The organism is Candidatus Palauibacter irciniicola, assembly GCF_965208695.1.
In the GTDB taxonomy this organism is placed as follows: domain Bacteria; phylum Gemmatimonadota; class Gemmatimonadetes; order Palauibacterales; family Palauibacteraceae; genus Palauibacter; species Palauibacter irciniicola.
This window is the reverse complement of record NZ_OZ242352.1, coordinates 516,055-543,004: the sequence shown is the minus strand read 5'-3', so window position 1 is coordinate 543,004 and position 26,950 is coordinate 516,055. Positions and strand designations below refer to the sequence as shown.

General features: G+C 69.8%; 28 protein-coding genes and 1 pseudogene. 10 read left to right on the top strand and 19 right to left on the bottom strand.

Annotated elements, in window-relative coordinates:
- Nucleotide 1 precedes the first annotated feature (1 nt).
- From ACOGI9_RS02245 to ACOGI9_RS02220, 6 genes are all read right to left on the bottom strand, one after another.
- Entirely contained in the window at nt 2–1,246 is a 1,245-nt protein-coding gene (locus tag ACOGI9_RS02245) for a cupin domain-containing protein (RefSeq protein ID WP_419858279.1), read from the bottom strand.
- 83 nt (nt 1,247–1,329) lie between these two features.
- A complete protein-coding gene (locus tag ACOGI9_RS02240; protein WP_419858278.1) occupies nt 1,330–1,551 on the bottom strand; it encodes a hypothetical protein in 222 nt (73 codons plus the stop codon).
- A 455-nt stretch (nt 1,552–2,006) separates the two neighbouring features.
- On the bottom strand, nt 2,007–2,876 hold the full coding sequence (locus tag ACOGI9_RS02235; RefSeq protein ID WP_419858277.1) for an FAD binding domain-containing protein: 870 nt from the start codon (nt 2,874–2,876) through the stop codon (nt 2,007–2,009).
- Nucleotides 2,873–5,239, bottom strand: a complete 2,367-nt coding sequence (locus ACOGI9_RS02230; RefSeq protein WP_419858276.1) for a xanthine dehydrogenase family protein molybdopterin-binding subunit — start codon at nt 5,237–5,239, stop codon at nt 2,873–2,875. The genes ACOGI9_RS02235 and ACOGI9_RS02230 overlap by 4 nt, the downstream gene beginning before the upstream one ends.
- A 17-nt stretch (nt 5,240–5,256) precedes the next feature.
- On the bottom strand, nt 5,257–5,724 hold the full coding sequence (locus ACOGI9_RS02225; protein WP_419858275.1) for a (2Fe-2S)-binding protein: 468 nt from the start codon (nt 5,722–5,724) through the stop codon (nt 5,257–5,259).
- Between the two features lie 149 nt (nt 5,725–5,873).
- Nucleotides 5,874–6,896: a formylglycine-generating enzyme family protein gene (locus ACOGI9_RS02220; RefSeq protein WP_419858274.1), complete on the bottom strand. Its 1,023-nt coding sequence runs from the start codon at nt 6,894–6,896 to the stop codon at nt 5,874–5,876.
- Between the two features lie 197 nt (nt 6,897–7,093).
- Here ACOGI9_RS02220 and ACOGI9_RS02215 point away from each other — a divergent pair, with 197 nt between their 5' ends.
- Nucleotides 7,094–7,294: a hypothetical protein gene (locus ACOGI9_RS02215; RefSeq protein ID WP_419858273.1), complete on the top strand. Its 201-nt coding sequence runs from the start codon at nt 7,094–7,096 to the stop codon at nt 7,292–7,294.
- Between the two features lie 39 nt (nt 7,295–7,333).
- Nucleotides 7,334–7,465 carry a hypothetical protein gene (locus tag ACOGI9_RS02210; protein WP_419858272.1) on the top strand — a complete coding sequence of 44 codons (132 nt, stop codon included), beginning with the start codon at nt 7,334–7,336 and terminating at the stop codon, nt 7,463–7,465.
- Between the two features lie 116 nt (nt 7,466–7,581).
- On the opposite strand, the pseudogene ACOGI9_RS02205 reads toward ACOGI9_RS02210, so the two are convergent.
- The 4 genes and pseudogenes from ACOGI9_RS02205 to ACOGI9_RS02190 all read right to left on the bottom strand — a co-directional run.
- Nucleotides 7,582–7,863 (bottom strand): annotated as a pseudogene (locus ACOGI9_RS02205) (6-bladed beta-propeller); the annotation flags it as partial.
- Between the two features lie 184 nt (nt 7,864–8,047).
- Nucleotides 8,048–8,416: a hypothetical protein gene (locus tag ACOGI9_RS02200; RefSeq protein ID WP_419858271.1), complete on the bottom strand. Its 369-nt coding sequence runs from the start codon at nt 8,414–8,416 to the stop codon at nt 8,048–8,050.
- 2 nt (nt 8,417–8,418) lie between these two features.
- Entirely contained in the window at nt 8,419–9,186 is a 768-nt protein-coding gene (locus ACOGI9_RS02195; RefSeq protein ID WP_419858270.1) for a hypothetical protein, read from the bottom strand.
- The gene (locus ACOGI9_RS02190) at nt 9,176–9,502 is read right to left on the bottom strand and encodes a PadR family transcriptional regulator (RefSeq protein ID WP_419858269.1); all 327 of its coding nucleotides are present in this window, start codon (nt 9,500–9,502) and stop codon (nt 9,176–9,178) included. Before ACOGI9_RS02190 ends, ACOGI9_RS02195 begins: the two co-directional genes overlap by 11 nt.
- Before the next feature lie 217 nt (nt 9,503–9,719).
- Here ACOGI9_RS02190 and ACOGI9_RS02185 point away from each other — a divergent pair, with 217 nt between their 5' ends.
- From ACOGI9_RS02185 to ACOGI9_RS02175, 3 genes are read left to right on the top strand one after another with little or no spacing between them, the layout of a single operon-like run.
- The gene (locus tag ACOGI9_RS02185) at nt 9,720–10,871 is read left to right on the top strand and encodes a hypothetical protein (RefSeq protein WP_419858268.1); all 1,152 of its coding nucleotides are present in this window, start codon (nt 9,720–9,722) and stop codon (nt 10,869–10,871) included.
- A complete protein-coding gene (locus ACOGI9_RS02180) occupies nt 10,871–11,968 on the top strand; it encodes a hypothetical protein (protein ID WP_419858267.1) in 1,098 nt (365 codons plus the stop codon). Before ACOGI9_RS02185 ends, ACOGI9_RS02180 begins: the two co-directional genes overlap by 1 nt.
- 37 nt (nt 11,969–12,005) lie before the next feature.
- Nucleotides 12,006–12,398 (top strand): co-chaperone GroES, encoded by a 393-nt coding sequence (locus ACOGI9_RS02175; RefSeq protein WP_419858266.1) that lies wholly within the window; start codon nt 12,006–12,008, stop codon nt 12,396–12,398.
- A gap of 48 nt (nt 12,399–12,446) precedes the next feature.
- On the opposite strand, the gene ACOGI9_RS02170 is transcribed toward ACOGI9_RS02175, so the two are convergent.
- A complete protein-coding gene (locus ACOGI9_RS02170; protein ID WP_419858265.1) occupies nt 12,447–12,989 on the bottom strand; it encodes a hypothetical protein in 543 nt (180 codons plus the stop codon).
- A 192-nt stretch (nt 12,990–13,181) separates the two neighbouring features.
- Between ACOGI9_RS02170 and typA the strand changes: the two genes are divergently transcribed.
- Complete coding sequence (gene typA, locus ACOGI9_RS02165) at nt 13,182–15,047, top strand: translational GTPase TypA (RefSeq protein WP_419858264.1); 1,866 nt, start codon at nt 13,182–13,184, stop codon at nt 15,045–15,047.
- Between the two features lie 9 nt (nt 15,048–15,056).
- On the opposite strand, the gene ACOGI9_RS02160 is transcribed toward typA, so the two are convergent.
- The 5 genes from ACOGI9_RS02160 to ACOGI9_RS02140 all read right to left on the bottom strand — a co-directional run bounded on the left by ACOGI9_RS02160 (nt 15,057) and on the right by ACOGI9_RS02140 (nt 21,052).
- Nucleotides 15,057–16,925: a TRAP transporter permease gene (locus ACOGI9_RS02160; protein ID WP_419858263.1), complete on the bottom strand. Its 1,869-nt coding sequence runs from the start codon at nt 16,923–16,925 to the stop codon at nt 15,057–15,059.
- Nucleotides 16,922–17,887 carry a TAXI family TRAP transporter solute-binding subunit gene (locus ACOGI9_RS02155; RefSeq protein ID WP_419858262.1) on the bottom strand — a complete coding sequence of 322 codons (966 nt, stop codon included), beginning with the start codon at nt 17,885–17,887 and terminating at the stop codon, nt 16,922–16,924. Before ACOGI9_RS02155 ends, ACOGI9_RS02160 begins: the two co-directional genes overlap by 4 nt.
- Nucleotides 17,888–18,039: 152 nt before the next feature.
- Nucleotides 18,040–19,440, bottom strand: coding sequence for a sodium:solute symporter family protein (locus ACOGI9_RS02150; protein ID WP_419858261.1), 1,401 nt, complete (start codon nt 19,438–19,440; stop codon nt 18,040–18,042).
- 37 nt (nt 19,441–19,477) lie between these two features.
- Nucleotides 19,478–20,593 carry a P1 family peptidase gene (locus tag ACOGI9_RS02145; protein WP_419858260.1) on the bottom strand — a complete coding sequence of 372 codons (1,116 nt, stop codon included), beginning with the start codon at nt 20,591–20,593 and terminating at the stop codon, nt 19,478–19,480.
- Between the two features lie 24 nt (nt 20,594–20,617).
- Nucleotides 20,618–21,052: a hypothetical protein gene (locus tag ACOGI9_RS02140; RefSeq protein WP_419858259.1), complete on the bottom strand. Its 435-nt coding sequence runs from the start codon at nt 21,050–21,052 to the stop codon at nt 20,618–20,620.
- Between the two features lie 209 nt (nt 21,053–21,261).
- Here ACOGI9_RS02140 and ACOGI9_RS02135 point away from each other — a divergent pair, with 209 nt between their 5' ends.
- Nucleotides 21,262–21,525, top strand: coding sequence for a FitA-like ribbon-helix-helix domain-containing protein (locus ACOGI9_RS02135; protein WP_419858258.1), 264 nt, complete (start codon nt 21,262–21,264; stop codon nt 21,523–21,525).
- Nucleotides 21,522–21,971 (top strand): type II toxin-antitoxin system VapC family toxin, encoded by a 450-nt coding sequence (locus ACOGI9_RS02130; RefSeq protein ID WP_419858257.1) that lies wholly within the window; start codon nt 21,522–21,524, stop codon nt 21,969–21,971. Before ACOGI9_RS02135 ends, ACOGI9_RS02130 begins: the two co-directional genes overlap by 4 nt.
- A 21-nt stretch (nt 21,972–21,992) precedes the next feature.
- Here ACOGI9_RS02130 and ACOGI9_RS02125 read toward each other — a convergent pair whose 3' ends face one another.
- Genes ACOGI9_RS02125 through ACOGI9_RS02115 form a run of 3 tightly spaced genes read right to left on the bottom strand, consistent with a single transcriptional unit; the run spans nt 21,993 to nt 26,160 of the window.
- Entirely contained in the window at nt 21,993–23,951 is a 1,959-nt protein-coding gene (locus ACOGI9_RS02125) for an acetoacetate--CoA ligase (protein ID WP_419858256.1), read from the bottom strand.
- On the bottom strand, nt 23,948–25,348 hold the full coding sequence (locus tag ACOGI9_RS02120; RefSeq protein WP_419858255.1) for a cbb3-type cytochrome c oxidase subunit I: 1,401 nt from the start codon (nt 25,346–25,348) through the stop codon (nt 23,948–23,950). The genes ACOGI9_RS02125 and ACOGI9_RS02120 overlap by 4 nt, the downstream gene beginning before the upstream one ends.
- Nucleotides 25,345–26,160 carry a c-type cytochrome gene (locus ACOGI9_RS02115; RefSeq protein ID WP_419858254.1) on the bottom strand — a complete coding sequence of 272 codons (816 nt, stop codon included), beginning with the start codon at nt 26,158–26,160 and terminating at the stop codon, nt 25,345–25,347. The genes ACOGI9_RS02120 and ACOGI9_RS02115 overlap by 4 nt, the downstream gene beginning before the upstream one ends.
- A 160-nt stretch (nt 26,161–26,320) precedes the next feature.
- Here ACOGI9_RS02115 and ACOGI9_RS02110 point away from each other — a divergent pair, with 160 nt between their 5' ends.
- A complete protein-coding gene (locus ACOGI9_RS02110) occupies nt 26,321–26,563 on the top strand; it encodes an AbrB/MazE/SpoVT family DNA-binding domain-containing protein (RefSeq protein ID WP_419858253.1) in 243 nt (80 codons plus the stop codon).
- Entirely contained in the window at nt 26,541–26,942 is a 402-nt protein-coding gene (locus tag ACOGI9_RS02105; protein WP_419858252.1) for a hypothetical protein, read from the top strand. The genes ACOGI9_RS02110 and ACOGI9_RS02105 overlap by 23 nt, the downstream gene beginning before the upstream one ends.
- Nucleotides 26,943–26,950: the final 8 nt, after the last annotated feature.

Here is a 26,950-nt window from a genome sequence, read left to right as displayed (position 1 = left end):
CTTACGCCGTTGTCGTGGGCATAACGGAGCAACAACCCTCGCGGATCAGCGTCTCCAGCACGGCCTTGCGACCGGGCCACTCGAGATCGTCCACGAAGCCTGCAACGTTAAGTGGCGTCCCCGACATCGCCTGGCGCACGGTCCGTTCGGCTCCCTTCGGGAAGTCCAGCTCCCTGCCGCCAGCGACGAGAACGACCCTCTCGTCGCGTATTTCAATTCTGCCATGTACATGCGGACGGGCTTGAACGGTGTCATCCGGAGTCAGGAACTCCGCCCCCGCGGCCTGCGACAGATAGTCCGTACCGTGGCGGGCCATCCCGCTCCGGAGATCGTCAAGTTTCGCGGAAAGCACGGTCGCCGGATCCAACGCGTTGCCGACCGCTGAGAGCCGCCCCGAAAGCTCTTCCCCAATCCCCTGGAACCCGTCTGTCTCGCCCGCCGCAAAGCCGTAGGGAAGATTCTCGCGCCAGCGAGGTGACCGTTCGACGAGCTCCGCGAAGCAGTGCGTGGCGAATTCAGCCCATGTATAGGCAATCATTCCGAGCGTGATGTGGAGGGACGTATCTTCCAGCGACTCTGCCGCGTGCATAATTCCGCGAGGAACGTACAGCACATCTCCGGCCGACAGCGTAAACTCGGCCAGGACCGGCCCCGGTTCGTGAATCGCCGGATCAAACCGTTCCGACCTCAGCGGCGCGAGCCTCCCACCGTCATAGAGGCGCCACCGCTTCGACCCTTCCACTTGAAGCACGAACACATCATGAGTGTCCCAGTGGGGCTTGAAACCCTGCGCCCGTGGCGGAGTCAGGTAGATGTTGGTCTGAGTTCTGGCTCCGGAGTGCGCCGTCAAGGCGCCGCAGAGCCGACCGAGCGGCTCGTGTCGATCGTGCAGAGCCTCGAAGATGACTGTGGCCCCGTCTGCGAACAGCCGTGCGACCTTCGCGGGGTCCACAAGAGCATCGCGACAATAGTCCGACTGTACGATGTCCGAATCAAGGCGAACGATGCGAATCTGGGGCGCCCTCAGTCCGAAAGTGCCGAGCACGGTGTCAAGACTTTCGAGGGACAACAGACTCCGGAATCGATCTTCTCGCAGGTCCCGACAATGTAGCACCCGCGCACTCATGACTTTCTCGAGGAACGATACTTCCGCGGGGTCGAAACCGAGAATCCACGCGAGCGGGTTCGCGGTATCGAAGGGAATGGGTTGGAGGTCGGTCTGCCGGTGGGTGATCAGCGGGTTCATCTGGAGTAGCTGTCACAGGGAGAACGCGGGCGGGGCCGACTCGGTCGGACGAACCTCAGAGTCGCAAACGGCACCGTGCCCCGTCAGTCGGAATCCACGGGGTCACCATCGGTGTCGATAGAATCGGTGGGATCCAGGTCAACCGGATCGCCATCCTGATCTCCCGTATCGGATGTCGATGTCTCGCCGCATGCACCCAGCAGGCCCACTGCCCCGACCAGGTACAGCGCCGTTTCGAGAAACGACCGGCGCGGAACGTCGCGGACTCGAATATCCGTCGACTTGAGGCCTTCCTGATCTTCCAAGGCATCCTCCAAAGGTGAAGATGGGGCAAGAGGCCACCAGTCTATTATGTGTCGCGCGAGACAAGGATGCCAGCCCCCGTTTCCTGCCGCAAGTCGCCGGACCGTCTTTGGTGTCGCAGTCTTTGCGCAAGCCGAGCCCGTCACGGACAAGAGGACCCGGCCTCGGATTTCCAGGTATAAACAATACATTATTATCTATTCACCATTCGTTTTGGCAGTAAACCGCTGCGATATACATACAATATGCACACATCCGTTCCGCACGGAGCCCGCAATCGGGAAGCGCTTCTCCTTGCCGGAGGAGCGTTTCGGGAGGGGGGATGCGTGGCGGCCCTGCGGCGCGCGATGACCCAGCGTACGGACGGACTTACCTTGCTATTTCACTTCATTACAGCGGCTGGACGGCTACGCGGTTTCAGTGAGGCCGGCAGGTCCCTGGCTCCGTTGACTTGCCGCTAGCCTCCTTGCATCCCCGGACAGCCGGCCGCTTCGGCCACGGCGCGCGCGATCAGCACCTGGGCGAGGTGGACGCGGTACTCCGAACTCGCGTTCTCATCCGCCGGGGGCGTCTCGAGTTCCGACACCTTCGACGCCGCCGCGAGGATCTGCGCCTTCTCGGACGTGCCGGCCAGGGCCGCCTCGACCCCGGGCGCCCGGAGCGGCGTGCCGCCCATGTTCGTGAGCCCGATCGCGGCGCCCGCGATGCCGGACTCGGTCCAGTTCACGACCGCGGCCACGCCGACGATCGCCCAGTCCTGCGCGCGGCGCTGGAACTTCCGGTAGGCGCTGCCCCAGCCCTCGCGCGTCGGCACCCGGACGCCGGTCACGATCTCGCCATCCGCCGCGGCCGACATGAATGGACCGACGAAGAAGTCCGCCGCCGCCACCGAGCGCGTGCCGCCGCGCCCCGCGAGGGTGACTTCGGCGTCGAGCGCGAGCAGCGCAGCCGGCAGGTCGGAGGCCGGATCCGCGTGCGCGACGGAGCCGCCGAGCGTGCCGCGGTGCCGCACCTGGGGATCGCCGATCCCCTCCGCCACCTTCGCGAGGAGGCCGCTGCCCCCCGTGAGTTCGGACGCGCCGGCCACCTCGTGATGCGTCGTCAGCGCGCCGATGACGACCGAGTCGCCATCCGCGTGCACGCCGCGCAGTTCGTCCAGGCCGCCGATATCGACGAGCAGCGAGGGCCGCGCGAGGCGCAACCGCATGAGCGGAAGCAGCGAATGTCCGCCGGCCAGCGGCCGCGCGTCCTCGCCGCCCGCGGCGAGCATATTCAGCGCCTCATCGAGAGACGAAGCGCGCTCGTAGTCGAAAGACGCGGGAATCATGCCTCACCTCCCTGGGCCGCCTGAATCGCTCGCCAGACCCGCTCCGGACTCGCCGGCATCGGGACGTCCGTCACGCCGAGGTGCGAGAGCGCGTCCACGATCGCGTTGATCACCGCCGGCGCCGACCCGATCGTCCCCGCCTCGCCGATCCCCTTCACCCCCATGGGGTTCGAGGTGCTCGGCGTCACCGTTCGATCCGTCTCGAAGGACGGGAACTCCGCCGCGGACGGCACGAGGTAGTTGACCATCGACGAGGTCTCGAGCGTCCCGTCCTCCGCGTACGTCGCTTCCTCGTACAGCGCGGCCGCGATCCCCTGCGCCACGCCGCCGTGCACCTGGCCGTCCACGATGACGGGGTTGATCACGGGCCCGCAGTCGTCCACCGCGATGTAGCGGACGAGGTCCACGGCGCCCGTCTCCGTATCCACCTCGACGACGGCCACGTGCGTGCCGAAGGGGAAGGTGAAGTTCGGCGGATCGTACACGCAGCTCGCCTCGAGCCCGGGCTCCGAGTCCTCCGGCAGGCTGTGGGCCGTCCACGCCGCGAAGGCGAGTTCCGGCATCGACTTCGTCCGGTCGGGCACCCCCTTCACCGAGAAGGTCCCCGCCTCGTACTCGAGGTCCTCGGGCGCCACCTCGAGCAGGTGCGCCGCGAGCCCCCTCGCCTTGTCGACCACACGGTCGCACGCGTTGTGCACGGCGACCCCCGCCACCGCGAGGCTGCGGCTCCCGTAGGTGTTCATCCCGTGCGGCGCCACGTGCGTGTCCCCGTGGAGGACCGTGACGTCCTCGTACGGAATCCCGAGCGCGTCCGCCGCGATCTGGGACCAGGAGGTCACGTGCCCCTGTCCGTGCGGCGAGCTGCCCGTCACGACTTCCGCCTTTCCGGTCGGCAGCATGCGCACCGTCGCCGCGTCCCAGCCGCCGGCTGCGTACTTCAGCGAAGCCAGCACCTGCGAGGGCGCGAGCCCGCAGATCTCCACGTAGGAGGAGAACCCGACGCCGATCTGCTTGCCGCCCCCTCCTTCCCTGCGCTCCGCCTGGTCGCTCCGGAACCCGTCGTAGTCCAGCAGTTCCAGCGCGCGGTCGAGCGCGGGCTCGTAGTCGGCCGAGTCGAAGGCGAGCCCGCCCGGGCTCTGCACCATGTCGCCGGCCGGGAGGAAGTTGCGGCGCCGGATCTCCGCCGCGTCCACGCCGACCTCGCGCGCGAGCGCGTCGATCGCCCGCTCGATGGCGTAGGTGGCCTCGGGCCGGCCCGCGCCCCGGTACGCGTCCGTCGGGGTCGTGTTCGTGAACACGCCCGTGCACTCGAAGTGGTACGCCTCTCCGCCGTAGCAGCCGCAGTAGAGGAAGGCGCCCAGGAGCGGAACGCCCGGCGCCACGAGCTGCAGGTAGGCGCCCATGGCCGCCGCGATGTTCACGCGGTATCCCAGGATGTCGCCATCGGAGGTCGCCGCGATCTCGATCTTCTGGACCTGGTCCCGGCCGTGGATCGTGGCCAGGTATCCCTCGCTTCGGCCCGCGACCCACTTGACCGGCTTTCCGAGCCGGCGCGCGAGGGCGATGCAGAGCGCTTCCTCCGCATAGACGTTGAGCTTCGAGCCGAAACCGCCGCCCACGTCGGAGGGCGCGATGACCCGGATCTGGCCTTCGGGGATGCCGAGGGTGAGCGCGAACAGGACTTTCGCCACGTGCGGGATCTGCGTCGTCGACCACACGGTGAAGTCGCCCGTCGAGGGGACGGACTGCGCGACGACGGCGCGCGGCTCCATCGCGTTCGGGATCAGCCGGGGCTGCGTGTAGCGCTCGCTGACCACGACGTCCGCCTTCGCGAACGCCGCGTCCACGTCGCCGTTCGTCAGCGCCCAGGTGTAGCTCTTGTTGTCGTCGAACGATTCGTGCACGCGTGGCGCATCGTCGGCCAGCGCCGCCTCCACGTCCACGACCGCTTCCAGCACCTCGTAGTCGACCTCGACCAGTTCCGCCGCGTCGAGCGCCGCGTTGCGGCTCGTCGCGACCACCACCGCCACCGCGTCGCCCACGTAGCGCGCCACGTCCTGCGCCACCGGCCAGTGGTCGGGGATCCGAATGTCGTCGGTCACGGGCCACGCCATGGGCAGCCCCGCGGCCCATTCGTCGGCCAGGTCGGCCCCGCTGTACGCGGCCACCACGCCCTCCGCGGCCGCGGCCGCGGAGACGTCCACCGAGTTGATGCGCGCCGACCCGTGCGGGCTGCGCACGAGCGCCGCGTGTAGCATGCCGGGCAGCGTGAGGCCTTCCAGGAACGTCCCCTGCCCCGTGAGAAGCTTGGGATCCTCTTTCCTCGGGACCCCGCCGCCAACGTATTTCTCAGCCGTCGCCATGTTCTCTCTCCCCTCCCCTAAGAGCCCATGTCGTCGGCGGCCGCGAGCACCGCCTTGACGATGTTGTGGTAGCCGGTGCACCGGCAGAGGTTGCCCTCCAGCGCGAGCCGGACTTCGTCTTCCGTGGGCGCGGGGTTCTCATCCAGGTATCCCACCGCGGCCATCATCATGCCCGGCGTGCAGAACCCGCACTGCAGGCCGTGGTTCTCGTGGAACGCCTTCTGGACCGGGTGCCAGTCGCCGTTCGACGCGAGCCCCTCGACGGTCGCGACGTCCGCGCCATCCGCCTGGACGGCGAGCACGGTACACGACTTCACCGACTGACCGTTCATCAGAATCGTGCAGGCGCCGCACGAGGACGTGTCGCAGCCCACGTTGGTGCCGGTCAGTTCGAGTTGTTCGCGGATGAAATGAACGAGGAGGGTGCGGGGTTCGACGTCCGCCTCGTGCCGAACCCCGTTCACGGTCATGGAGATGCGCTTCATGCGGCCACTCCTGATCCTGTGCCGGCGGGAGCGCCGACGGAGCTCCCGGAACGGGACTCATCCGGCCGCCCGTCGGCCGGGGGGATTCAGTCTAGAACGGGCCGCGGGGCCGGGGCAACAGGGCCGGGTGCGGGAGTCGCAGAGAGTGGTTAGCGGGCGGCGCCCGGCGGTGCCGCGTCGAGGGTGAGGGCGACGCGGAAGCCTGTCCCGCCGCCGACCTGGGGGTGGGCGTGGCGCTCTTCGGCGGTGGCGAGAATGCTGCCGCCGCTGCGCCACGCCGCGCGCACGGTCCAGCGGAAGTAGCTGAAGGCGCCGCCCCGCCAGGTGGGGCGCAGGCAACGGCCCTCGCTCCAGTGACGGGACGCTTCGCGGACGGGTGAGCCGTCGGCCGGAACCTCCTCGTAGGTGGACGTCCAGCAGTCGGCCGCGAGTTCGGACACGTTGCCGAGCATGTCGTGGAGTCCCCACGGGTTCGGCGGCAGCGATCCCGTGGGTGCGGTGGACCCCACCTCCCACTCGAGCCCGCACTCGTCGCATACCGCGTGCCCGCTCCCGACCTCGTCTCCCCACCAGCGGGCGGTCGTCGTCCCGGCGCGGGCGGCGTATTCCCACTCGGCGCTGCTCGGCAGCCGGTACGGGCGGCCGGTCTCCTCCGCCAGCCAGGCGAGGTACATCTCCGCGTCGAGATAGGAGACGTGGATCACGGGACGGTCGCCCCGCCCCCACCCCCTGTCCTCGGGCCGGTAGTCGCATCCCCCCGCCGCCACGCAGCGGTCCCACTCGTCGAACGTCACCTCGTACTTGCCGATGGCGAACCGGTGCTCGAACTCGATCCGCACGCGGGGACGCTCCCGCTCCCGGCTGAACTCCGGCCGGTCCGGCTCCCGGTCGAGCCCCAGGCGCCGGTCCTCGCCCTCGGCCCGCCCCATCACGAACCCGCCCGGCGGCAGTTCCACCATGACCGGACAGAGATCGCAGTCGCTGAACTCGCGCAGGCCCGCCGGGTTGGGCTCCGGGGGACGGCGGGGCGGGGCCTCCGCAGCGGCGGAGGACGATTGTGTGGACCCGCCGCGCAGTACCGACCCGATCCGAGGGGGCGGGCTCCCCCCGGCGAGCCCGCGGCCATCGCGCGCGCCCGATCCGCCGGCCGCCGCGTTCAGTCCCGATTTCATACAGCGACACTCGGATCTCCCCCGTCTCCATTACCGGCCGCACCGCGACCAGCCGCGAAGACGACACGAATCCGACGGGAATGGCGGCGATGTCGAGCGTCCCCAGGTATCCGCCCCCGGCTCCGACCACATCGATGACCTCGGGGAGGAGACCGCGCGTCCGCCGCGACACCCACAGCCCGCCCGCCGGATCGGGCATGAAGCCGACGATGGGAGACAGCACCTCCTCGTATCCGGTGGCGTCGACCACTTCCCCGGCCGTCACCCCGCACTGCCGCATGAGGCTCCCGTACGGGCCCGGGCCGAACGAGAGCGACGCCATCGCCATCTCCCGCGTGACCGGGATTGCCGGGGCCGCCGCCCGCCGCACGCTGGCGAAGACCTCTCCGCGCGCGTAGCCGTCGATCCGGAACCCGTCCCCGTTCACGAACCAGAGCGTGTCGCCGCGGCTCGCCCACACCGCGTCCGGCGCGAACACCTTCGGAGCGGGCATGGAGGCGCACGGCAGTTCCATCAGCGACAGTTCCCGCCGCACCACGTGGACCGGCTCCGCTCCGCCCGGCGTGTGAACCGCCAGCGTCTGGTCCATCGACATGTCCGCCGTGGCCGAACCCACGGTCGCGAACCAGTCCGCCGCCTCGCCCTCGCCGACCGCGAACCCGGGTCCCCAGTAGTTCGCGGGGAGCCGCTCCTCGCCCGCGAACCCTCCGTCGCGGGACCAGCGGCTGAGCACCCCCCGCCTCGCATCCAGCGCCACGAGCGTCCCCTCCGGCGTGAGCGCCAGCGCGGACACGCCCCGAAACTCGCCCGGACCCTCTCCCGCCCGCCCCAACTCCTCCACGAACGCCCCCGCGCCGTCGAACACGGCGACCCGCGCGCCCGTCACGTCCGCCACGTAGACCCGCTCGGCCGTCGGATCCGCGACCACCCCCCAGGGGAGCGCCGTGAGCGCGCTGTCCGGCGTCATGAGGTCCGCGATGTGCACCGCCCCGCCCGCGAACGGCGCGTCGGCGGATTCGTTGTCGGAAATCGCCACCCCCGCCGAGTCGCGCCGCGACATGCCCCCGAGGCCTTCCTCCGGCCCCGGCGCGCAGGCGCCGATCGCGAGGACGAAACCGGCGGTGAAGAGCCCTGGGAACCGCATCAGCGCGTCACGCCGCATCCCGCCGGCCGCTCGCGTATTGCAGGGCGAGCCAGGCGATCGACGCCACGCCGAGGATCAGGAAGCCGACGACGGACGACCCCAGTGTCACCTGGATCCCGCTCCATGTCAGGCTCGCACTCACCTCGTTCACTTGCGAGATGACGTCTGCCACCATCCAGACGCCGATCAGCGACCCGAGGACGCCGAGGCACGCCGCGAGGCCGCCCAGAATCAGGATGGAGTGGATACGCAGGACTACGGTCGGGGATCCGGGGCGGAACAGGTCGATCGTGGCCCGTACGATCTGCACCAGCATGAGCGCCAGGACAAGCCAGATCGGATACTGAATGAGTCCGAGTGAGTCGAAGAAGGACATCCTTACCTCCGGGTCGGTGAGGTCGGTGCGAGCCGTGAACCGGCGAAGAACGTCGAGATGCGGCGCTCGATCGTCTCATCGCTGATCAGACGCGGGGTGATCGCGAGCCAGCCGAAGAGCCCGAAGATGGCGGCTCCGAACCCGAGGGCGGCGCAGGAGACGACGCGGCGGACCGCGTCCCCGATGGCCGGCACGGCAAAGTCTTCGGCCGCGAGTGCTTCGTACGCGCTGTATCCCTCCCAGGCGGCGCCCAGCGCCCCGAGGGCGACGGCGAGGACGACGAGCCCGATCTGCCGTTCCCATAGCTGGCGTCGCAGATCCGGCCGCAGGTCGCCGGCGACCCAGAGATGCTTGGCGGCCCGGGTCCAGTTCGCGGCGAGCAGGGCAACCACGATGACCTGAAGCCAGGCCAGTACGGCTGCGGAGCCGAGCGGGCCGGACCGGAGGATCGTCGTGAACGCGACCGCCCCGGCCAGACCCGTGGCCACGACGATGCCGAGACGTTCCGCCCGGTCGATCCACCCCGTACGCCGCGCCCAGCGGCTCAGCGGCGGCGCATGTTGCGCTTCGAGTTGCGCGAGCGTCTCCGTGCCCGGCACGGTCTGGCGGAGGGCCGCGCGGCGTGCCTGCGCCGGTCCGTAGCCGCGACGCTCCAGTTCCGCCTGCAGCGCCTCGGTGTCGGCATCGACTTCCTCCAGCAGGTCGAGGCGGCGTCGCGGCGGCACCGCGAGGCTCCGTTCGACATCGGCCAGCGGGTGTTCAGGCCGCATGGGTCCCTGCGAAGAGTTCCAGCAGCACCCGAAACTGCCGTTCCAGTTGCGCCGCCCCCGCCGCGAGTTCGGCGCGGCCGTCGTCCGTGAGTTCGTACGTCTTCCGCCGCCGGCCCTTCCCGTCCCACTTGCCGCGCACGTGTCCGTCGGTCTCGAGCCGGTGCAGGATCGGGTAGAGCGTCCCGTGCTGAAACGAAAAGGCGCCCCCCGTCCGTTCCTCCACGGAGAGCGCGATCTGGTAGCCGTGCGCGGGACCCCGCTCTAGGACCGCGAGCACGAGCAGCTCGTTGATTCGCTTCGAGAGAGTGGCCTGCAAGCGGCACCTCGTTTCGACCGTCCACGTTCAGCTCGGCGCCAAGCTCGCCCCGGCGCCGTCGAAACATGATATAAAGATCATCTTTATATCGCAAATCTGTATACGGAGGAGCCTCGGGGAGGGCGCGCCACGCGCGGCGGCGGGTGTCACGGGAGGCGATGAAGCGGCGGCCGTCGCGGGTATCCACGGCCGGAACAGTCCACGACATTGGAGGCGCATGTATACGACCTGCATCTTCTGCCACGCCGACCTCAAGCGGAACGAGGCGATCGAGGAGTTCCCCGTCGGCCGCCGTCTGGCCTTCGACGGCGCCAGGGGACGGCTCTGGGTCGTGTGCCGGCGTTGCGAGCGCTGGAACCTGTCGCCGCTGGAGACGCGCTGGGAGGCGATCGAAGCGTGCGAACGCGCCTTCGAGACCACCCGCATGCGCGTCGCGTCCGACAACATCGGGCTCGCGAAGCTGAAGGAGGGGCTCGAACTCGTCCGCGTCGGAGATCCGCTGCGTCAGGAGTTCGCCGCGTGGCGCTACGGCGACCAGTTCGGACGGCGCCGCAAGCGGGCCATGCTCGTCACCGGGGCCGGGGCGGCCGCCGTCGGGGCCCTCTGGGCGGGCGGCTTCGTCTCCCTGGGCGGACTGTGGATCGGGACCAGGATGTCGCAGAGGTGGTACCGCAATCGGGTCATCCTGCGAACCCGGGATCCGCGCGGCACGCCGGTTCGGATCCAGCGAAAACACCTTTACACATCCTGTCTCGTGCCGGATGAAGGGGGACGCGGCTGGGGGCTGCGCGTCGATCACCTTCCCGGCCGGGAGGGAGGGAGCAGGCGGAAGACGATGATCGTGCACGGCCGCGAGGCGCTCGGGCTCGCCGGGCAACTGATGGCGCAGGCCAACCGCCGCGGGGGCAAGAAGGATGAGATTCGCGGGGCCGTGCGCCGCATCGAGCGTGCCGGACATCCGGAGGCGTTTCTACCGGAAGCCGCGGAGCTGGCGCAGCGCGCCATCCGGCGTTCCGGCCTTGTTACGCGCGGTTCTCCCTCTCTCGGCGACCGCCGCCGGGAGGAAGTTGCCGCCAGGGAGCTGGAGAAGCTCCGGAAGCCCCTGCCCGGTTCCCTCGCGGGTCTGACCCCCGGTCTGCGGCTGGCGATCGAGATGGCGACGCACGAGGAGGCCGAGCGCGAGGCGCTCGAGGGGGAGCTGAAGGAACTGGAGGCGCGGTGGCGGGAGGCGGAGGAGATCGCCCGGATCGCCGACAACCTTTTCGTTCCGGACAGCGTCGAGGACTTCATCGAGGATGAGCGTGCCCGTCCCGGCGGCGACCTCGCGCGGCCCGACGTCGAACCCGCAAACGCGACGAAGAACGCCTGATGTACACGACGTGCATCTTCTGCCACGGCGACCTCGACCGGAACGAGGCCATCGAGGAGTTCCCGGTCGGCCGCCGTCTCGCCTTCGACGGCGCCAAGGGACGGCTATGGGTCGTGTGCCGGCGCTGCGAACGCTGGAACCTCTCGCCGCTGGAGACGCGCTGGGAGGCGATCGAGGCCTGCGAGCGCGCCTTCGAGACCACCCGCATGCGGGTCGCCTCCGACAACATCGGCCTCGCGAAGCTGAAGGAGGGCCTCGAACTCGTCCGCGTCGGCGACCCCGTCCGCCAGGAGTTCGCCGCCTGGCGCTACGGCGACCAGTTCGGCCGGCGGCGCCGGCGGGCCGTGCTCGTCACCGGGGCCGTCGGGACGGCGGCGGGCGCGGTCGTAGTCGGCGGCACGATCGCCGGGTTCGCGATGGGCGGCATCTTCCCGGGGCTCTTTCAGGGGGCTCAAGCCTGGTATCGCGATCGCGTCCTTCTCCGTCTCAGGGACGAGCACGGCGATCCCATCCGAATACAACGGAAGCACCTCTACACGTCTCGCCTGGTACCCAGCCCCGACGCGTCGGGGTGGGACCTCCGCGTGGATCACATCCCGGGTTGGGACAAGTGGGGGAAGACCCGCAAGCGCAAGAACCGCCGGCATACGATGATCGTGCACGGGAGCGAAGCGATCGGCCTCGCGGGCCAGCTGATGGCCCACGCCAACCGGAGTGGCGGGGCCCGGAAGGCGATCCGCGCCGCGGTCGAGCGGATCGAGGAGGCCGGCCATCCGGAGGCTTTCCTGCCGGGGGCGGCTCGCCGCGCCATGAGCGACTTCTCCGGCTCGGGAAAGGCGGATCTTCCCCCGAAGAAGGTCGAGAATCTCATGAAGCCGCTTCCCGGAACCCTCGCGGGCCTGAAGGTGGACATGCGGCTGGCCATCGAGATGGCGACGCACGAGCAGGCGGAGCGAGAGGCGCTGGAGGGAGAACTGAAGGAACTGGAGGCGCGGTGGCGGGAGGCGGAGGAGATCGCCCGCATCGCCGACAACCTCCTCGTCCCGGAGAGCGTGGACAGCTTCATCGCCGGCGAACGCTCGCGGACCGGCCGATGAGCCTGTCCGGGGCCACCCCCGTTCCCTATCCTGCCGCATGAGCGAGAAGAAACTCATCGTCGTCGGCGACCGCGTGCTCATCGAACCGCTGGAGGGCGAGGACCGCACGAACGTCGGCCTCTACCTCCCACCCACCGCGATCGACAAGCAGGCCGTCCAGGCCGGGACGGTCGTGGCCGTCGGCCCGGGGACGCCGGTCGGTCCGCCCGCCGAACTCGGGGACGAGCCCTGGAAGATCGGCGCCACCGAGGCCCGCTATCTCCCGATGCAGGCACGGCCGGGAGACTACGCCCTCTTCTTCCGGAAAGCCGCGGTGGAGATCACCTTCGAGGGCACTCAGTACCTCGTCGCGCCGCAGGGCGCGATCCTCACCCTCGTCCGCGAGGAGGATGAAGAAGCCTCCGACGGCTTCGATCCCTCCTTCCTCTGAAGCCGCTAGCCAGGACCTGGCCGTACGGCGGGGCCGGCGTGCAGCGGGCTAGCGGTCGACGGGGCCGATCCGGTTGGGACGCAGCGAGTGGCAGTTCACCGCCCAGGACGTCGCCCGGGCCTGAACCGAGGCATCACCCGCCGGAGATGCGGCGGCCGCCTGCCCTCGTAGACGCGCCACCGCCCGTCCGACCATGTCCCCGCGACTGCGGCGCAGCGCCACCGCGCCCCGCACCTCCGGACTCGACCACACGACCCAGAGCGTGTCGGCCCGCGTGAACCAGCGCGTCTCCATGCCGGAGAGGTCTCCGTCTCCCGCGAGAGGGACGGCCTTGTAGGCGGTCATCTCCCTCCCGTACGCGTCGACGGAGTCGGCGAACAGCATGAGCGACCGTACGACCGGCGGATCGGCCTCGGGAGGCTCGCCACCCTCATCCGCGAGCCAGATATCGAACTGGAGGTGCCGGCAACCCAGGAAATCCCACAGGCGGAGATCGGCAGGTTCGGGGGGCGGCGGCGGAGGCCCGGACTCCCGGAATCGCAACCAGATCGAGACCCACACGAAGACGACCGACAGTCCGGCCACCGCCATCCACTTTTTTGTTCTCAGCTCGCACCTCCGGCCCTGCCAGAATCGCCGCGGCAACCTAGTGTCGCCCTCGCCCCCATGCACACGCCTTCGCCGCCGCGCAGAGCTTTTGTCGTTGGGCGCCGGCGACGGTAGAATATCCCCCGTTTCCCCGCCGTTTCCCCCAACCGCGAGTACGCGGAAGTCGAGGCCTGCTTGGCGTCCCCGCCCGGGAAGATCAGGAACATTGCGATCATCGCCCACGTCGATCACGGGAAGACGACGCTCGTCGACCACATGCTGCGGCAGGCGGGCGCCTTCCAGTCGCACGAGCGGGTCGAGGAACGCGTCATGGACTCCAACCCGCTGGAGCGCGAGCGCGGCATCACGATCCTGTCGAAGAACACCGCCGTGCGCTGGGGCGAGACGAGGATCAACATCGTCGACACGCCGGGCCACGCAGACTTCGGCGGCGAGGTCGAGCGCATCCTCCGCATGGTGGACGGCGTGCTCCTCCTCGTGGACGCGGCCGAGGGGCCCATGCCGCAGACGCGCTTCGTCACGCGCAAGGCCCTCGCGCTGGGGCTCGCGCCCGTGGTCGTGATCAACAAGGTGGACCGGCCCGACCAGCGCGCCGACGAAGTGCACGACGATGTGCTGGAACTGTTCCTTGAACTGGACGCCACCGAAGCCCAGCTCGACGCCCCGTTCCTCTACGCGAGCGCGCGCGAGGGCTGGGCATCGCCGGACAGCGAGGCGCGCGGCGGAGACCTGGAGCCGTTGTTCGAGACGATCGTGGCGGCGGTTCCCTCCCCCGCCGGCGACCCCGAGGGACCGTTCCAGATGCTCGCCTCGACGCTGGATCACTCGAGCTACGTGGGGCGGATCGCGATCGGCCGCATCGAGCGGGGCGCGGTGGCCGAGGGGGACGGGGTCGTGCTCCTTCCGCTCGGAGAGCCCGGGGCCGTGCCCGCGGACGAGGCGCTCCCGGCCCGGGTGCTCAAGATCTACGGCTTCGACGGGCTGAAGCGGGTCGAAACGCCCCGCGCGAGCGCCGGCGACATCGTGGCGCTGGCGGGACTCGAAGGCGTGGAGATCGGCCAGACGATCACGGACCCCGACCGCAGGGACCGTCTCCGGGGGATCGCCGTCGAGCGGCCCACGCTCTCGGTGGACTTCCGGGTCAACGACGCCCCCTTCGCCGGGCGGACGGGCAAGTACGTCACGACCCGGCAACTGCGCCAGCGCCTCTTCCGGGAACTGGAGCGGAACGTCGCCCTTCGCGTGGAGCCGACGGAGTCGCCGGACACCTTCTCCGTCTCGGGCCGCGGGGAACTCCACCTCACCATTCTTATGGAGACGATGCGGCGGGAAGGGTACGAGTTTTCCGTCTCGCGCCCCCGCGTCATCCTGCGCGAGGGGCCCGATGGGGAGATCCTCGAGCCGTACGAGGAGGCCGTGATCGAGGTCCCGTCCGGGATGGTCGGCGTGGTGATGGAGAAGATGGGGAGCCGGCGGGCCGAACTCCTCTCGATGCGGCCGACGGATCAGGGCCCGGTGCGCCTCGACTTCAAGCTCCCGTCGCGCGGCCTGTTCGGATACCGCTCCGAGTTCCTCACGGACACGCGCGGCGAGGGCCAGTTGCACCACCGCTTCCTCGAGTACGGCCCCCGGGCCGGACACCTGGAACACCGGCGCCGCGGGGTGCTCGTTGCGGACCGCCCGGGAACGTCGGTCTCCTTCGCCCTCTTCAACCTGCAGGAGCGGGCCGAGATGCTGATCGGCCCGGGCGTCGAGGTCTACAGCGGGATGATCGTGGGCGAGCACGTCCGCTCCGGCGACCTCGAAGTCAACGTGTCGAAGGGCAAGAAGCTCACGAACATGCGCGCCGCCGCCGCGGACGAGAACGTCCGGCTGGAGCCGCCCCGCGAACTGACGCTGGAACTCGCCCTCGAGTTCATCAACGACGACGAGTTGATCGAGGTCACGCCCGACGCGATCCGCCTCCGCAAGCGCAGGCTCGACCCGATCGAGCGCAAAAAGGCGATGCGCCGCGCCGCCGCGGAGGCGCGCGGGGACTGACGCCAGCCCCTACGTAGCACCTCGCGCCATCCGCGTGTTCCGGACGTGTATGGCGAACACGGCGGTCCCCAACAACACGCCGGCGATCCGCACCGGGTCGTTCGGGACCAGGATGAGGGCGCCCGCGAGCGCGAACAGCGCGCGTTCGGCGACGCTACACGCGGCCACCGCGAAACCCTCGATCGCATATGCGACGGCCGACACCAGCGCCACCGTGCAGACGATGGCGAAGATGAAGGCCGTCACGGCGGTGCCGTCCACGAGGATCAGCGCCGAGTAGGCCATCATCGCGGGCACGATGAAGAAGCCGAGGGAGAGCTTCACGGCCTGGGTCGCCGTCCGCATGGGCGCGGAACCCGCCACCCCCGCCCCCGCGAAGGCCGCGAGCGCGATGGGCGGCGTGACGTTCGATGTCTGCGAGAGCCAGAAGATGATCATGTGGGCGACGAGGAGGGAGAGCCCCAGCCCTTCGAGCGCCGGCGCCGCCATGACGGAGATCACGATGTAGGCCGCCGTCACGGGCAGTCCCATCCCGAGGACGAGCGCGGCGATCGCGATGAAGATGAGCGCGAGCCAGAGCAGCCCGCCCGCCGCCTGCACGACGGACTCGGTAAACTGGAGGCCGATCCCGGTCTGGCCGATCACGCCCACGACGATCCCGGCCGTCGCGCAGGCGAGCGAGATCGGCAGCGCCAGCACCGCGCCCGTCCGCAGCCCCTCCAGGATCGTGCGCCAGCCGACCCGCGTCCGCTTGCGCGCCATCCCCGTGACGACGACCGCGAGGCACCCCACCGCGCCCACGAGCGGGGGCGAGTAGTTGAGCAGGAGGAGCGCGACGACGAGCCCGAGCGGAAGCAGGAAGTGGACGCCCTCGCGCAGCGTGCGCCGCACCGGCGGCGGGTTCTTCATCCCCCGCAGTCCCAGTTTCAGGGCCATGAGGTGGACGAAGAGGAGCGTGCACCCGAAGTAGAGGATCGCGGGCGCGATGGAGAGCGCTACGATCTCCCGGTACGGCGTGTTCGTGAAGTCCGCCATGATGAACGCGCCGGCGCCCATGATCGGCGGCATGATCTGGCCGCCGGTGGACGCGGCCGCCTCGATCCCTCCCGCCTGCTCTGGGCGATAGCCGAGCTTCTTCATCATCGGGATCGTGAGCGCGCCCGTCGTCACCGTGTTCGCGATCGCCGAGCCGGAAATCGACCCCATGGCCGCGGAGGCGATGACGCTCGCCTTGGCCGGCCCGCCCCGGAACCGGCCCGCGGCGGCGAAGGCGAGGTCGATGAAGAAGCGCCCCGCCCCCGTCACCTCGAGGAACGCGCCGAAGAGGACGAAGATGAACACGGTCCCCGCCGCGATCCCCAGCGGCGTCCCGAACAGCCCCGCCCCCGTGAAGATCTGGAAGCGCAGGATGCGCTCGAGCGTGAAGCCCCGATTCGCGATCACGTCGGGCAGCAGGTCCCCGAACCCCGCGTAGAGGAGGAAGACGAGGCCCACGGCGACCATCACCCAGCCCACGGCCCGGCGCGTCGCTTCGAAGAGGAGGATGACGAACACCAGGCCCGCAATCAGGTCGTGCGTCGTGAGCCCGTACAGGATGTGGTCGACCCCGCGGTAGTCGAAGCCGACGATGACCCACCCGCAGTAGAGGGCGACGAGCGCCAGGCCCGCGTCGAGCCACAGGCTCCAGCGCGGCGCGGGGCCCTCCCCCGTCCACGAGGGCTTGGCGAGGAAGGTGAGGACGACGACCCAGGCGAGGTGGATGGGCCTTCCGAGCGTGGCCGAGAGCGTGCCGGTCGTGCTCTGCCAGAGCTGGAAGAGGGAGAGCCCCACCGGGAGGGCGAAGAGGATGCGCCGCCACGGCGGCCGCCGGGTCGTCAACGCGCCGTGGGTTCCAGAACTTCGTCGAAGTAGCGGCGGGCGCCGGGGTGGAGCGGGAAGTCGCCCACGTCGCGCGCCGAGGGCGGCGTGATGAAGCTCGCCACGCCGGAGATGTTCTCGAGATCTTCGCGCCGCTCCAGCATCGTGCGCGTGAGATCGTACGCGAGTCCCTCCTCCATCGCGCGGTGGACGACGATCAGGTTCCAGAGCGTCGGCGTGAGCACCGGCTCGTCGACGCCGCGGTAGACGCCGGGTGGCACGCGGAAGCCGCTGTAGGCGGGCTCGGACCGGATGATCGTCGCGATCTCGTCCTCCGAGAAGGGGACGAGAACCATGTCCCGGGAGACGCCGATCTCGACCACGGCGGGCATCCCCAGGCCGCCGGCGATGAATCCGGCATCCAGCGTCCCATCCTTGAGCCCGTTAGACATCTGCGCGTAGTTGAGCTGCCGGACGGTGAAGTCGGACTCGCCGATCCCCATCGCCTCGAGCACGTTCCAGGCGGTGACCGCGTTCCCGGATCCCGGTGGGCCGACGGACACGCGGCGCCCGCGGAGATCCTGCACGGATTCGATCCCCGTGCTCCGGGTCGTCACGAGGTGCACCACGTTGGGATAGAGCTTCCCGAGGGAGGCGAGCCGCATGGGCTCCGGGAAGCGCCCTCGGCCGGCCAGCGCCGCGGCGAGGGCGTCCGCCTGCGTGAAGCCGACCTCGCTTTCCCCCTTGGCGACCTGGATGAGGTTCGTCACGGAGCCGGCGGTCGTCTCGGCCTTCATGTTCACGCCGTCCACATGCCGCGACCAGATGGAGGCGAGCCCGCCCCCGAGCGGATAGTAGAGCCCGTTCGTGTTCCCCGTCGCGATCGAGAGCGTCCGCTGCCCCTCACCCCCACAACCCGCCGCGCCGAGCGCGACGATGAACCCGGCCAGCGCCGCGCGCGCGACGCGTCTTCCGCCGATCACGCTCTGTCCGCCCACCGTTGGAGGCATGGCCCGCCCTTTCTTCCGTGATCTGGCCGGGAGGTTAGCCCCGCCCTCACGCGATTTCCAGCGGGCGACGAGCCTGACGTAACCTTGCAAATCCGGAACGCGATGCCGGATTTGCAAGGACGAAATCACACGCTTCGCCGGTGTCCTCGCACTGCGGCGACGAGGGCGAAGGCGGCGGCGGAGACGATGAGGCCGATGAGCGTGCGGTCGAGCAGGGCCGGCGCGTCGGCGGGGGCGAAGATGTGCACGGCGCCCAGCGCGGCGAGGCCGGCGCCGATGGCGGCCAGCGCTTCGGGCACGCCGGCGCGCCGCGAGTGCAGTCCGGCGGCTACCGGGACGAAGAGGCTCACGCTCAGGATCGAGTAGAAGATGGTGAGCGAGGCGATCACGCTCTCGAGCCAGAGGGCGAGCAGCACGCCCAGCGTCCCCCCCGCGATGGCGGCGCCTCGCGCCACCCGCAGCACCTGCCGGCTCGTCGCCTCGGGTCTCAGGAATCCCTTGTAGAGATCCTTCGAGAGGGAGGTCGAGAGCATGAACAGTCCGGCGTCGGCCGAACTCACTTCGGCGGAGAACACGGCGGCGAGGCCGAGGAGCCCCAGCGCGGGCGGCAGCGCGGTGGCGAGGAGCATGGGGAGCGCCTGCTCGCGGCTCGCGAGCGCGGGATCGTACACGCGGGCGATCATGCCGAGCAGCGTAGGCGCGAAGGCGAACAGGACGAGCCCGACGCCGGCCGCGAGGAGCCCGATCCGGATCGCCCGGGGACCCGTCGCTCCGTAGACCTTCTGCACCAGCCCCGGCGAGATGATGAAGGCGGGCGCGAGGAGAGCGATGTAGACCCAGCCGGACCCCCCACCCTGCCACAGATTCAGGTAATCCGGCGATGTGCGCGCGGCGGTCGCTTCGATGGCGGCCCAGCCGCCGATGTCGGAAAGCGCCCACGGGATCGCGACCGCGAACCCGGCGAGCAGCACGACGAGTTGCACCAGGTTGACCCAGGCCGACGCCACGAGGCCGCCGGCGCTGAAGTAGACGATGACGACGATCCCGCCCAGGAGCGCGCCGATCCAGCGCGGGGTGCCGGCGACGACCGCGACGATCTCGGCCATGGCGATGAGCTGCCCGGACACGATGGTGAGGGTGGCGAACCAGAGCAGGACGGCGATCAGCAGCCGCACGGAGCGGCCGTACCGAAGGTCCAGGTAGTCGCCCATGGTGAGGAGCCCGTGGCGCGCGGCCACCCTCCAGATGCGCGGCCCGACCCAGAGGGCGAGCAGGATCGTCCCGATGCCGGCCGAGCCGACCCACCACCACGCGCTGAGCCCGTCCCGGTAGCCGAGTCCCGCCGCGCCCACCGTCGTGCCCGCCCCGAGGTTGGCGGCCAGCACGGTGGCGAAGAGCAGCACCGGCCCAAGCTTGCGGTCCGCCACGAAGAAGCTCCCCGCGGCGGCGACTCGGCGCCCGATCCACGCCCCCAGCGCCACGAGCCCCGCAGCATACGCCAGAAGCACCCACAGGCCGGTGCTCACGTCGTCGCCAGCGGCGCGCTCACCAGGCCGCGTTCAATCAGTTGCCGGTGTCCGTCAGGTCGGACACGGAGGGGAGGCCGGGGAGGCCGGTGGCGGTGCGGACGGCGCGCAGGATCGCTTCGGCGACCATGTCCGCGGCGAGCGCGCCGATCCGCGACAGGCCGGCGTCGTCCTCGTGCGTGCCGGTGGCGAGGCCGAACAGGGTGTCGCCGTCGCTCGGGGTGTGGGCCGGGTAGATGGCCCGGGCGAGTCCGTCGTGCGCCATCTGCGCGACCTTCGTGATCTCGGCCTTCGAGAGACGCGCGTTCGTCGCCACCACGCCGATGGTCGTGTTCTCGACGGAGGCGTCGTCGCCCGGCGCGTCGTCCGCAGGCCGCACCTCGCCCTCCCGCAGCAGCGCGCGGGCGTCCGCAAAGCCCGTCCCGTCCTCCGTGCGGACGCCGGCCACGATCTCCCCGGTGGCCGGATCGATCACGTCGCCGACCGCATTGACCGCGACGACCGCGGCCACGGTGAGGCCGTCCTCGAGGGTGATCGAGGCGGTGCCGATCCCGCCCTTCATCGCGCGGCCGCGGCCGCGGAGCTTCCCGACCGTCGCTCCGGCCCCCGCGCCGATGCTGCCCTCGGCCGGCGGATCCGCGCTCGCCGCGCGGGCTGCCTCGTAGCCGCACTCCGGGCCGGGACGAGGGGATCCGCCGCCGATGCCGAGATCGAACAGGATCGCGGCCGCCACGATGGGGACCACGTGATCCCCGGCCCGGTACCCGATCCCGCGCTCCTCGAGATACCGGACCACGCCCGATGCCGCGTCGAGCCCGAACGCGCTCCCGCCCGAGAGCACGATGGCGTGGGCTTCCTGCACGCTGTTCACCGGATCGAGGAGGGCGATCTCCCGCGTCCCCGGCGCCCCGCCCCGCACGTCGACGCCCGCCACGGCGCCGTCCTCGGCGAGCACGACCGTACAGCCGGTGGGCCGCTCCTCCAGTGTGAAGTGCCCCAGCGCGAGCCCCTCGACCGCCGTGATTCCGCCCCCCGCCGAATCCGCCGTCTCCTGCGCCACACACCCTCCCGCCGCGAGAAATCCGCCCACCACCCCGGCCGCCGCGAGCGCGACGCCCCGCGCAGAGCGCGGCCCCGGAAGCTCCGGTCTCATCCGCACCGCCATCGGACGGCCATGCTATCCGGCGAACTCGTACACGAGGCTCTCCCCGGGCAGACCCTCGACTCGCAGCACGACCGTGCCGGGTCCGGGTCCGTAGAACTGCTGGTAGCGCGTTCTGACCAGGTCGAGGTCGAAGACGCGGGTGTCGGTCACCCAGCGCTCGCAGGCATCGCCGTTCGCCTCATGGACGAGTTCCGCCGCAAGCTGCACCCGGTCCGACTCCATGAACGATTCCGAGATCACCAGGGTGAAGATGTGCCTCCGGCAACCGCCCGCGTACGAGACTTCGACGGTCAACCCGTGTCCGTCCACCGAGGCCGAGTTCGCGACGTAATGATCGTCCCCCCAGTCGCCGCTCCCCGCGAGAACCACGTTGTTCTCCGGGACATCCGGCCCCAGCCCCGACTCGCCGCACGCCCACGCAGCGAGAAGTCCGAGGATGAGCACCATCGAGACCCTCCCCCGAACGGAGAAAGCCGATAAACCCAAAGTCGAAAGTGTCATGCGAACAAGGTAGCACGGCTCCCCCGGCTTTGGATCGACCGCGGCCCGCAACACGGCGCTCGACGCGGGATTCGGACACGCGCGGAAGCTTGCAAGCACTGCATGCTAGCACTAACTTCCTCGTCGCCGACAGCTTGTTTCGAGGAGTGGAGCGTATGGGGAACACGATTACCGTCCGGGACATCGATCCGGGCGACAAGGCCTGGCTCCGCCGGGAGGCCCGCTACACCGGCATCTCAATGGAGGAGTTCGTTCGCCGCCTGATTCGCGAGAAGCGGGAGAACGCCGCCGGCGAGACGAGACCCTCGCAAGTCTTCGAGAGGTACTTCGGATCGGAGTACGGGGTGGAGCTGCCCGAGCCTTCTCGCCACGGATACAGGCCGTTCGTGTTCGAGGATGAGGGCGGGGGCGAGGCGTGAGGCAGCCCCTCCGCTGGCTCATCGATACGAACGTGGTCTCCGAGATGATGCGTCCGGCTCCCGACGCGCGAGTGGCCGGGTTCCTCGACGGGATCTGGGCCCAGGGAGTCGGTCTGGCGTCCGTCACGGTGTGGGAGATCCTCAACGGAATCGGCCGCATGGACGCCGGCCGGCGGCGGGAACGTCTGGCCGAGCGGTTCCAGGGCCTTCTGGATGATCTCTTCCGCGAACGGATCCTCGACTGGACCCTCAGCGACGCCCAAGCCTGCGCCCGCATCATGGAGTCGAAGAGGCGGCGAGGCGAACCGCTCGACGACCACCTGCCGGACGCGATGCTGGCGGGCGCGGCGGCGCGTCACGGCCTCACCCTGGTCACGCGGAACGAGCGGGACTTCCGGAACACGGGCATCGAAGTGGTCAACCCCTGGGCGGACAGGCCGCGTTGATCCGCCGGCCGCGTCGCCCTGCTACGCGCGGAGTTCCGGGCGGTTGCGGTAGTCTTCCAGGGCCTCGGGGTTGGCGAGGGCCTCGACGTTCTTGACGGACTCTCCCAGTACCACGGCGCGCACGGCGAGTTCCGAGATCTTGGCGCTCTTCGTGCGAGGGATGTCCGTCACCTGCAGTATCCGCGCCGGGACGTGCCGGGGCGAGGCGTTCTGCCGGATCTCCCCCCGGATCCGCGCCTCCAGGTCCTCGTCCAGGCTCCGGCCCTCCGCGAGCCGCACGAAGAGGACGACGCGCGTGTCGTTCTCCCACGGCTGCCCGATGACGATGGATTCCAGAATCTCCGGCATCCGGTCCACGAGCCGGTAGATCTCCGCCGTCCCGATCCGCACGCCGCCCGCGTTCAGCGTCGCGTCGGAGCGGCCGTAGATCACCGCGCCGCCGTGTTCCGTCCACTCCATCCAGTCGCCGTGCCGCCACACGTTGGGATACATGTCGAAGTACGCCGCGTGGAAGCGGCTCCCGTCGTCGTCTCCCCAGAACCCCGTCGGCACCGACGGGAAGGGCGACTTGCAGACGAGTTCCCCCTTCCCCGCCGGCATCGACCGCCCCTCTTCATCCCACACATCCACGTCCATGCCCAGCGACGGCGCCTGGATCTCGCCCCGCCACACGGGGAGGAGCGGGTGCCCGACCACGAACCCCGCGCACAGATCCGTCCCGCCCGAAATCGAGGCGAGGTGGACGTCGGGCTTCACGTCCCGGTACACGTAGTCGAACCCCTCCGGGACGAGGGGAGACCCCGTGGAGAGCATCGTCCGCACCGAGGAGAGATCGTGCGTCTCCCGCGGCCGGAGGCCCTCCTTCCCGAGCGCGTCGATGAACTTCGCGGACACGCCGAGCTGGGTCATGCGCACTTCGTCCGCGTAGTCGAACAGGACGTGCGGACCGGGATGGAAGGGCGATCCGTCGTACAGGACCGCCGTCGCCTCGCTCGCCAGCGCCGACGAGAGCCAGTTCCACATCATCCACCCGCAGGTCGTGTAGTAGAAGGCGCGGTCGCCCGGCCGGATGTCCGCGTGCAGCCGGTGCTCCTTCAGGTGGGTGAGGAGGATGCCGCCCGCCGCGTGCACGATGCACTTCGGGACGCCGGTCGTGCCCGAGGAGAAGAGGATGTAGAGGGGATGGTCGAACGGGAGCCGCCGGAATTCGATCTCCCGCGGGCTCCACGGGCCGACGAAGTCGTCGAACAGGACCGCGCCCGGGATCGCGGAGATGTCCGGGTCCGGATCCGTGTGGGGGACGATGACCACGCGCTCCACCGACGGGAGGCGCCGCACGATCTCCGGCAGGCGGTCGAGGCTCGAGTACCGCTTCCCCTGCCAGAAGTAGCCGTCGGCCGCGAGGAGGACGCGCGGTTCGATCTGCCCGAAGCGGTCGAGCACGCCCTGCACGCCGAAGTCGGGCGAGGCGGTGGAGATCGTCGCCCCGAGGCTCGCCGAGGCGAGCATGTACACGATGGACTCCGGCATGTTGGGCACGTAGCCGGCCACCCGGTCGCCCGGCTCGATTCCGAGCGCGTCCAGCGCCTGGGCGAAGCGTGAGGTCGTGTCGTACAGCTCGGCCCAGGAGAGGTCGCGGCGCACGCGGTCCTCGGCCCGGAAGAGGAGCGCCGGTCCGTCGTCGCGGCGGCGCAGCAGGTTCTCCGCGTAGTTCAGCCGCGCGTCCGGATACCAGCGCGCCCCCGGCAGACGGTCGAAGTCGACGACCACGCGCTCGCCGCGCTCCCCGATGACGCCGCAGAAGTCCCACACCGCGTTCCAGAACGCCTCCGGCTCGCGGATCGACCAGCGCCACAGCGCCTCCGGGGAATCGGCACCCGCCCCGCACGCCTCGTTCGCGTAGCGCGTGAAGCGCGCCATGTTCGTCGTCGCCGCGAAGTCGGGATCCGGCGTCCACAGCGGCCCGCTCGCGCCCGTCATGCCCGTTCCTCCGACACCCGGAAGTACCGGAAAGCGGGCGGCAGGAGCTGCGCGAGGAGCCACGCGAAGAAGACCAGCGACAGCGTGCCGAAGACCGCGAACCCGATCCCGCTCCAGGCAGACACCCAGTCCGGCGGCACGTAGGTCTCGCCGGGCGCGTGCACCGCCCGCGTCACGCCGACCGCCGTCCCCACCACGTGCAGCCAGAGCACGAGCGCCGCCACCGAGAAGTTCAGCCCGATGAGACTCCAGCGCATGGCCGGCGTGTGGAGCGTGTCCCAGGCGTCCTCTCCCTCGCGGGTCTGCAAGTGCTCGCTCAGGATCCAGATCGCCGCCCCGAGCAGGATCATCGTGTCGATACCGATCATCGCCCCCATCGCGTGTCCCGTGACGACGTACGTCCCGTGAATCACCGCGTTCAAGGGCGGGAAGGAGATGAGGATCGCGCCGAACAGGATCCCGCACGTCCACCATTTCGCCGCCGCGAACGAGCCGCGCGCCGCGCAGAACGCGGGGTCGCTCGGCGTCCTGAGCGCCCGCCACAGGTCGAACATGGCCCGCGCGAGCACGATGATCTCCATCATGCTCACGACGAAGGCGATCCACTTCACCGACTCCCGCCCCGGAAGATGATAGGTGTGGTGCGCGAAGTTCGTGAACGAGTTGAGCAGTCCCACCGCGAACAGCATGTACGCGGTCGTCGAGCGCCCGTAGGAGGAATCCCCCGAGATCCGCTCGCCCAGGTAGATCACCGAGCCGTAGACGAAGAGGTTGAAGCTGCCGACGAGGGTGCCCGTCGCCTTCCACTGGATCCGCATGTCCTGCACGGGATCTCCGAAGATCCCCGGGATCAGCCACATATGCTGTTCCACGAAGGTGACGATGAAGAAGAGCAGCCCCACGCCCCACATCGTCACGTAGACCGGCCGTTCCCAGAACCGTTTTCCGGCGAGGCGGAAGAAGTTCCACGCGTAGCAGATCCAGCCCGCGAGGATGAGGAGGGAGAAGAAGGGGTGGAAGCCGACGTACTCGCGGCCCGATCCGATGCCGAGGCCGAGCGTGATCAGGATCCCGAGGCCGGCGGCCGCCCAGGTCAGAACCTGGACCCGGAGGCGCCAGCGGTCGCCCATCGTCGGCGGACCCTCGTCCTGGAGGAAACGGTACACGACGGCGACGCCGCCGAGGAAGACCCACGCCGAGGCGAACACCGTGTGGATCGGGCGCAGTTGGCGCAGGTCGAGGCCGATCTGCTGGAACCACGGCGCGAGCGACGGCACGGAGTAGAACGCGGCGAGGATGCCGCCCACGAGCGTGATCGCGACCGCGATGAGCCCGCCGCGGATGAAGGTCAGCACGGCGAACTGGTGCGCGGGGTGGCCGGCCGCGAAGGGCTTCACGGGTACTCCCACCACGGCAGCGCGCCCCAGTCGAGGCGTCGGCCCGCGGCGAGCGCTTCCGTCGCGGCCTCCAGTTGCTCGCGGTTGGTCGCCAGGAACTCGAGGAACGCGGTGAGCGCCGGCCGGTCGGCGTCGTCGAGCGGCGGCACCGGTGGCGGCATGCCCAGCAGGGGACGGCCCTCGGCCAGAACCCGGTCGAGCGAGTCGGGTGCGAGCGACCCGGCGACGAGCGACAGGTCCGGCGCCCCCACGGGCGAGTCGCGGAACGGAAAGTGGCAGGCGCTGCACGGCCGGATGCGGTAGGCCTCGAACCCGGCGGCGACCGCGGCCAGATCCCGATCCGTCCCGTCACCCGATCCCGCGCCACGGGGCGCCCCGGCCCCGAGCGCCGCCTCGATCGCCCGCTCGAACGCCGCCTGCGCCCCCGCGCCCTCCCCCGGCGTCCCCATCCGCAGCTCCCCGCGGCCGATCTCCGGCCGGTCCATCTCGCGCAGGAAGGCCGCCATCGCCGCCGACTCCCCGTCGCTGAACCCGAGCGGCGGCATCTGCCCGCTCCCCACCGTCAACAACGAAACGAGCCGGGTCGAATCAACCCGGCTCGCGGCGTTCGTCAGATCCGGCCCGAGGAATCCCCCCTGACCGTAGAACTGGTGACAGGTTTGACAGGCATACGCCTGCCAGAGCGCACGCCCCTCGCGCGCCGCCTTCGACAGCGGCTCGCTGCGCACGTCCGAATACACCAGCCCCGTCTGGACTCCAAAGGAGAGCACCAGCACGGCCAGAAGGAGCTTTTTCCGAGCCGGCGTGAACATGGCGGGCGCTCGACGGGGCTGAGGTCACATGGTCGCGGACCCCGAGATGATCTTTCCTCAAGGCAACGGTCGTCAAGCGAGCCCGGGGCGCTTGACCGTGCTACCTTACGAAAATAAGATTTATCGTAAGGTAATGGAGTCCACGCGAGGAGGAAAACCCATGCTCGTCAAGGTAACGGCGAAGCGGCAAGTCACATTTCCGGCGCATGTCCTGGACGCCATGGGCGTCCGACCCGGCGATCGTCTCGAACTGCTGGAGGGGCCCCACGGCTTCGTCATACGACCACACAAGATCGATCTGTCGCGTTTGGCCCCGCTGAAGGAGCAAATCGACCCCGACATCGCGCCCTTTGACGTTCACGCCTTCCGCTCCGAGCGACATGATCCTTCGCTACGGGATTGACACCTCCGTCCTTGTGCGCCTGCTCACGGGCCGACCCCGGGATCGGTTTGCCCATACGGTGGGATACCTGACGACGCTGGTGGGCGACGGCACCACCGTGGTGGCTTCCAATCAGGTGATCGGCGAGGCCTACGTCGCCCTCCAGCACCACTTCGGCGTGCAGAAGCCCGCCGCTCGTTCCGCCCTGATCCAGGTGCTGGGCAGCGGCCTGGTCGCACCTTTGAACGGGCTCTCGGTGATGAGGCTCCTGGACGCCTCGGGCGGCGCGGGGCTGCTTGATCGGCTCATCGCCGACGACTACGCGCGTTCAGATCTGGACACCTTGACCCTGGACAAGGCGATGGCCAGCCTCCCCCGCGCCCGGTTGCTTGACCCCTGACGTTCCCG

Bases quoted from the DNA above. Each gene is read 5' to 3' on its own strand.
- ACOGI9_RS02245 (WP_419858279.1), bottom strand. From the start codon at position 1,246: ATGAACCCGCTGATCACCCACCGGCAGACCGACCTCCAACCCATTCCC.
- ACOGI9_RS02235 (WP_419858277.1), bottom strand. From the start codon at position 2,876: ATGATTCCCGCGTCTTTCGACTACGAGCGCGCTTCGTCTCTCGATGAG.
- ACOGI9_RS02230 (WP_419858276.1), bottom strand. From the start codon at position 5,239: ATGGCGACGGCTGAGAAATACGTTGGCGGCGGGGTCCCGAGGAAAGAG.
- ACOGI9_RS02225 (WP_419858275.1), bottom strand. From the start codon at position 5,724: ATGAAGCGCATCTCCATGACCGTGAACGGGGTTCGGCACGAGGCGGAC.
- ACOGI9_RS02220 (WP_419858274.1), bottom strand. From the start codon at position 6,896: ATGAAATCGGGACTGAACGCGGCGGCCGGCGGATCGGGCGCGCGCGAT.
- ACOGI9_RS02215 (WP_419858273.1), top strand. From the start codon at position 7,094: ATGAAGCCGACGATGGGAGACAGCACCTCCTCGTATCCGGTGGCGTCG.
- ACOGI9_RS02200 (WP_419858271.1), bottom strand. From the start codon at position 8,416: ATGTCCTTCTTCGACTCACTCGGACTCATTCAGTATCCGATCTGGCTT.
- ACOGI9_RS02195 (WP_419858270.1), bottom strand. From the start codon at position 9,186: ATGCGGCCTGAACACCCGCTGGCCGATGTCGAACGGAGCCTCGCGGTG.
- ACOGI9_RS02185 (WP_419858268.1), top strand. From the start codon at position 9,720: ATGTATACGACCTGCATCTTCTGCCACGCCGACCTCAAGCGGAACGAG.
- ACOGI9_RS02180 (WP_419858267.1), top strand. From the start codon at position 10,871: ATGTACACGACGTGCATCTTCTGCCACGGCGACCTCGACCGGAACGAG.
- ACOGI9_RS02175 (WP_419858266.1), top strand. From the start codon at position 12,006: ATGAGCGAGAAGAAACTCATCGTCGTCGGCGACCGCGTGCTCATCGAA.
- ACOGI9_RS02170 (WP_419858265.1), bottom strand. From the start codon at position 12,989: ATGGCGGTGGCCGGACTGTCGGTCGTCTTCGTGTGGGTCTCGATCTGG.
- ACOGI9_RS02145 (WP_419858260.1), bottom strand. From the start codon at position 20,593: ATGAGACCGGAGCTTCCGGGGCCGCGCTCTGCGCGGGGCGTCGCGCTC.
- ACOGI9_RS02140 (WP_419858259.1), bottom strand. From the start codon at position 21,052: ATGGTGCTCATCCTCGGACTTCTCGCTGCGTGGGCGTGCGGCGAGTCG.
- ACOGI9_RS02135 (WP_419858258.1), top strand. From the start codon at position 21,262: ATGGGGAACACGATTACCGTCCGGGACATCGATCCGGGCGACAAGGCC.
- ACOGI9_RS02125 (WP_419858256.1), bottom strand. From the start codon at position 23,951: ATGACGGGCGCGAGCGGGCCGCTGTGGACGCCGGATCCCGACTTCGCG.
- ACOGI9_RS02115 (WP_419858254.1), bottom strand. From the start codon at position 26,160: ATGTTCACGCCGGCTCGGAAAAAGCTCCTTCTGGCCGTGCTGGTGCTC.
- ACOGI9_RS02110 (WP_419858253.1), top strand. From the start codon at position 26,321: ATGCTCGTCAAGGTAACGGCGAAGCGGCAAGTCACATTTCCGGCGCAT.
- ACOGI9_RS02105 (WP_419858252.1), top strand. From the start codon at position 26,541: ATGATCCTTCGCTACGGGATTGACACCTCCGTCCTTGTGCGCCTGCTC.